2 protein-coding genes and 2 pseudogenes are annotated in these 4,599 nt (G+C 72.6%); all 4 read right to left on the bottom strand.

The annotated features are described in order from the left end of the window. A pseudogene (locus AOK08_RS47535) lies at positions 1 to 752 on the bottom strand (NB-ARC domain-containing protein); the annotation flags it as partial. Positions 753 to 1,790: 1,038 nt separating this feature from the next. Next, positions 1,791 to 2,555 (bottom strand): annotated as a pseudogene (locus AOK08_RS47540) (AfsR/SARP family transcriptional regulator); the annotation flags it as partial. A gap of 252 nt (positions 2,556 to 2,807) precedes the next feature. Beyond that, positions 2,808 to 3,740 (bottom strand): glycosyltransferase family 2 protein, encoded by a 933-nt coding sequence (locus tag AOK08_RS24060; RefSeq protein ID WP_198539358.1) that lies wholly within the window; start codon positions 3,738 to 3,740, stop codon positions 2,808 to 2,810. Between the two features lie 288 nt (positions 3,741 to 4,028). Continuing rightward, positions 4,029 to 4,373 (bottom strand): hypothetical protein, encoded by a 345-nt coding sequence (locus AOK08_RS24065; protein ID WP_055529706.1) that lies wholly within the window; start codon positions 4,371 to 4,373, stop codon positions 4,029 to 4,031. Positions 4,374 to 4,599 lie beyond the last annotated feature (226 nt).

A 4,599-nucleotide genomic window follows, 5' to 3' on the forward strand; every position in this document is an offset into this window, starting at 1 on the left:
CGGGCGGCGAGCCGGTCGGCGATCACGCGCAGGGCGAGGGGGAGGCGGCCGGCGAGTTCGACGAGGGGGTGGGCGGCGTCGAGGCCGTCCCGTCCGGACGCGGCGCGCAGCAGGGCGGCGCTCTCCGCGCTGGTCAGGGGGGTGAGGGGGAAGCGCCGGGCGCTGTCGAGGGCGGCCAGCGGGGAGCGGCTGGTGACGATCACGGCACAGCCGGAGCCCGCCGGGAGCAACGGACGTATCTGCGCGGCGCCTTCGGCGTCGTCCAGGACGAGGAGGGTGCGGGTCGGGGCGAGGAGGGAACGCAGTAACGCGGCTGCCGCGTCCGGGTGTTCGGGGACGCGGAGTGGATCGGCGCCGAGATCGCGCAGCAGGGCGGTGAGGGCGTGGGCGGGGGTGAGGGGTGGCTGCGCCGCTTCGGAGGTGCTGCCGCTGCCGTGCAGGTCGACGTACAACTGACCGTCCGGGAAAAGGGCCCGGAGTGCGTGGGCGACGTGCAGCGCCAGGGCCGTCTTGCCTACACCGGGCATGCCGTGGATCACGGTTATGGGGGTGGCGGCGCCTTGGATCGCTGGGCCGGGGGTACCTGCCGCGGCCTCGGGACCGGGGTGCCGCTTCGAGACCAGCGTCCGGCGCAGGGCGTCGGCGACGCCGGCGCGGCCGGTGAAGTGGGCCGGGGGTGGAGGAAGTTGGGCGGGGCGAGGCATGCGGGGAGGCGATGACGCCGGCGTGGGGCCTGCTGTCGGCCTGCGGCTCGGCGTCAACACCGAGGGGGGTGTCGGTACGGAGTGTGGCGTTGGCTCAGGTCGGGCTGAGGTCGACCATGGCCGTGGCGTTGACTCGGGCCGGGTTGAGGCCGACCCTGAGCGTGGCGTTGGCTCGGGCCGGGCTGAGGTCTCCCCTGGCTGTGGCGTTGACTCGGGCCGCGATGTCGGCTCGGGGCGTGTCGAGGCCGTCGCGGCTCGTGGTGTGGCGGCGGGAGCCGATCGCGGGGCCGAGCCAGACGTCGGCTGTGCGGGGACGTAGGGAACCGGACGGTCGGTGGGCAGCGCGAGGTCGGTGGGCTGCGTGAAGCCGCCCGGGGCATCCGGATCGCCCGGAACTCCTGGAGTACCCAGGCCTCTTGGGCCCCCCGACCGCTCTGGACCTACCTGGCCACCTTCAGGATGCGCCGCTCCTTCAAGGATCCCTGGTCCTGCCAGGGACCCCGGCCTCGTCCGGGTCCCAGGTTCTGCCTGGCCCTCCTGGTCCCACGGGTCCGCCGTATCTCCCGGGCCCGCCTGGCTCCCCGGAGTGCCCGACCGCTCCCGGGCCGGCAGGTCAGCCCGGCCCCCCTCGCCGGTCGAGCCTGCCGGGGTCTCCGAGCCCGCCGCCTGATGGGCGGCACCCGCCGCTCCCACCGCGCCTACTGAGCACACCGGCTCCGCCTGCCCCACCGGCCCTGCCTGGCCCGCCTGACCCGCCTGACCCGCCTGACCGACTGGGCCAACCGGGCCCATCAGACCTTCCGGACCCACTGTCCCTGGCAGCCCCGCGTGGCCCACCAGCCCAACCGGCCTTGCCTGACCCGACTGGCCCGTCTCCCCCACCGGGCCAACTGGGCCCACCAGACCTTCCGGACCCACTGTTCCCGGCAGCCTCGCGTGCCCCAGCGACCTCGCGTGCCCCACCGACCCTGCCTGCCCCACCTGCCCAACCGGCCCAACCGGCCCAACCGGCCCAACCGGCCCAACCGGCCCCACCGGCCCCACCGGCCCAACCGGCCCAACCGGCCCAACCGGCCCCACCGGAACCCGAAGTACCTCCACATGGGCCGCTCGTACCGCTGGTCCCGGTTCCACGCCCAGTTCTTCCAGGAGGCGGGTGCGGAGGTCGCGGTGGACTGCGAGGGATTCGGCTCGGCGGCCGGTGCGGTGGAGGGTGAGCATCAGGTGGCGGTGGTAGGACTCGCGCAGGGGGTGTTCGGCCGTCAGGGCCGTCAGCTCCGGGATCAGGGAGGCGAGTCGGGTGCCGCCGACGTTCAGTTCGGCGTCGTAGCGCCACTCCAGGAGGAGCAGGCGGGCCTCCGTCAGGCGCTGGGTGAACGCGTACCCGACGGTCTCGGGCGGGATGCCGGTCAGTGGGGCGCCGCGCCACAGCGAGAGCGCCGACGCGCACTCGGTCAGGACCCGCTGCCAGTCCTGGTTGGCGTGGGCGGCGCGCGTCCGTTCGACGTGGGCCTGGAAGACGTGCACGTCCAGCTCCCCCGGGCCGACCCGCAGGAGATACCCGGGCGGTACGGCGCGCAGCCGTCCCGGGTCGTCCAGAAGCCGGCGCAGCCGGGTCACATGGTTGTGCAGCGAGGCCTGCGCGGACGCCGGGGGTGCCCCGCCCCACAGCGCGTCCTTGAGCGTCTCGACCGGGACGACCCGGCCGGGTTCGAGGAGCAGGGTGACGAGCAGCGTCCGTACCTTGCTGCTGCCGATCGGCTGGATCGCGTCCCCCGCAAGGCCGTTGGAGGCGTCACCGTCGTAAAGAACGGGCGCGCCCAGCAGTCCGAACCGCAGACCGCACCGCATGTCCTCGCCCCACTGCCCTCTCGTTCGCCCATTGGGCTCTTATGTTAGCGATCTGTTGGTGTGGCCTGATGTGATCACCTCAACGGAGCCGGTCCGAGGGCGCGCGCGTATGACGCGCAGCTCGGGGGAGTGTCGCTGTCGCGGCCGGGTCCGGGTACGCGAGAGGGCCCAGGTCGCCAGAGGTGACGACCGGGGCCCTCTTATCGTGTGGCACGTGTCACTCGTGCCCATCCGTCTGCCACTCGCCATGTGTCACAGGACCGGCGGGCGGCCCAGGCGGGTCAGTTTCCATACCGTTCGCCATCGCATCGGACGGCGTTCACCGGCCGGTTCGCGCAGGCCCTCCGCGAAGCCGCCGAACCAGGCCCGCAGCGCGCGCGTGGAGCCGCCGCGCAGGACGGTGATCGCGATCCAGATGCCCAGATGCACCGGGATCAGCGGCAACGGCAGCCTGCGGCGGACCAGCCAGACCCGGTTGCGGGCGGTGACCCGGTGGTAGATGGCGTGGCGGGCCGGTGAAGTGCTGGGGTGGCGCAGCAGGAGTCGGGGTTCGTAGAGGATCTTCCAGCCGGCGTCGACGGCCCGCCAGGCGAGGTCGGTCTCCTCGTGGGCGAAGAAGAAGGCGGCGGGCCAGTCGCCGGTCTCGTCGAGCATCGCCATGCGCAGGGCGTGGCCGCCGCCGAGGAACTGGGTGACGTATCCGCCGAGCATCGGGTCGCCCGCGCCGGGCCGGGGGATGTGCCGGCGCTGGGTCACGCCGTTCTCGTCGGCGATCCGGAATCCGACGATGCCGAGCCGGGGGTCGGCGGCGTACAACTCCCGTACGCGGGTGAGGACATCGGGGTCGACGAGCAGGCCGTCGTCGTCGAGGTCGACCACGACGTCGATGTCACCGAACTCCCGCAGCCGGGCCAGAGCCACATTGCGTCCGCCCGGACAGCCGAGGTTCTCGTCGACCTCGATGGCGGTCACCTCGCCGGAGAGGCCGGGGAGTTCGGGCAGCGGACAGCCGTTGCCGACGAGTACGACTCGGGCGGGGGCGAGATCCTGCTTGGCGATCGACTCCAGCAGCGCGTTCAGCGCGGCGGGCCGGTTTCCCATGGTCACCACGGCCACCGCGATACGCGGCTCCACCGTCATGCCACTCACCAGATCCACCTCGTTCCGGCCGCCGACGTCCATCATGCATCGCGGTCGGATGCTATCCGTTTACAGTAAGGATGTATTAAGTACGCATTAGGTGCGTCTCCGCTACACCCGCCTCCGCCGCACCCTACGGCTTTCCGTCGGCACCGTGCCCCGTGCCGCGCCCCAGCCAGGGTCCGCGGCGCCCGCCGCCAGTGCGGGGTGCCGGGCGGCCCGGAGACGGGCGGGGACGCCCCTGTCGGGCACCCGAGGAACTGGGACGTACTCAAGCAGCTCTCTCTCCCGGATTCCGGCCGGGTGGCGCTGACCGTCCAAAGCTGTCGGCTGTCAGTAGCCGGGCGGTATCCGGTCCTGCGGCCCGGCGGCCGCGGCCGGGTCGGGCTGGTCGGCCGGACGGGCCGGGTCGGCCGAGTCCGAGATCAGCTCCGCGAGGCGCAGGGAACACTCCCACTCCGTCAGCTTGCCGTTGATCATCACCAGGTACGACTCCTGGTCGGCGAAGCGGTACACCTGGCGTCGCTTCTCGCGGATGTTCCTCTTCGGCAAGTACGTGTGGACGGCGGCACGGAGTTTCTCCAGTGCCTCCTCCTTCGTCTCCCGCCCACGGCAGATGAACTCGGTCACGTGCGCGTCACTGGACACGCTCTGCGCGATCACTGCCCAGGTCCCCATGCCCACTCCCCTTCGTCACCGCCGCCAGTCAGCCACAGCTCGGCCGCGAGGACAAGGGCGACGTGGGCGGGTGGAGGCGACGACTGCCATGCGAGGAGCCGCCTTCCCACACCCCCCCCCGCCTCCCCCCCCCCCGTCTCCGTCTCCCTTCACGAGGGCACCATCGCCGCCCTCAGGGAGCGGACCGGCAAACGGGGCATGTCCGCCTACGTCGAAGCCCTCATCC

Source organism: Streptomyces graminilatus, from assembly GCF_001418565.1.
Taxonomy (GTDB): domain Bacteria; phylum Actinomycetota; class Actinomycetes; order Streptomycetales; family Streptomycetaceae; genus Streptomyces; species Streptomyces graminilatus.

What these genes read in the sequence shown, in the direction of transcription:
- AOK08_RS24060 (WP_198539358.1), bottom strand. Translation starts at nt 3,740, where the DNA reads ATGATGGACGTCGGCGGCCGGAACGAGGTGGATCTGGTGAGTGGCATG.
- AOK08_RS24065 (WP_055529706.1), bottom strand. Translation starts at nt 4,373, where the DNA reads ATGGGGACCTGGGCAGTGATCGCGCAGAGCGTGTCCAGTGACGCGCAC.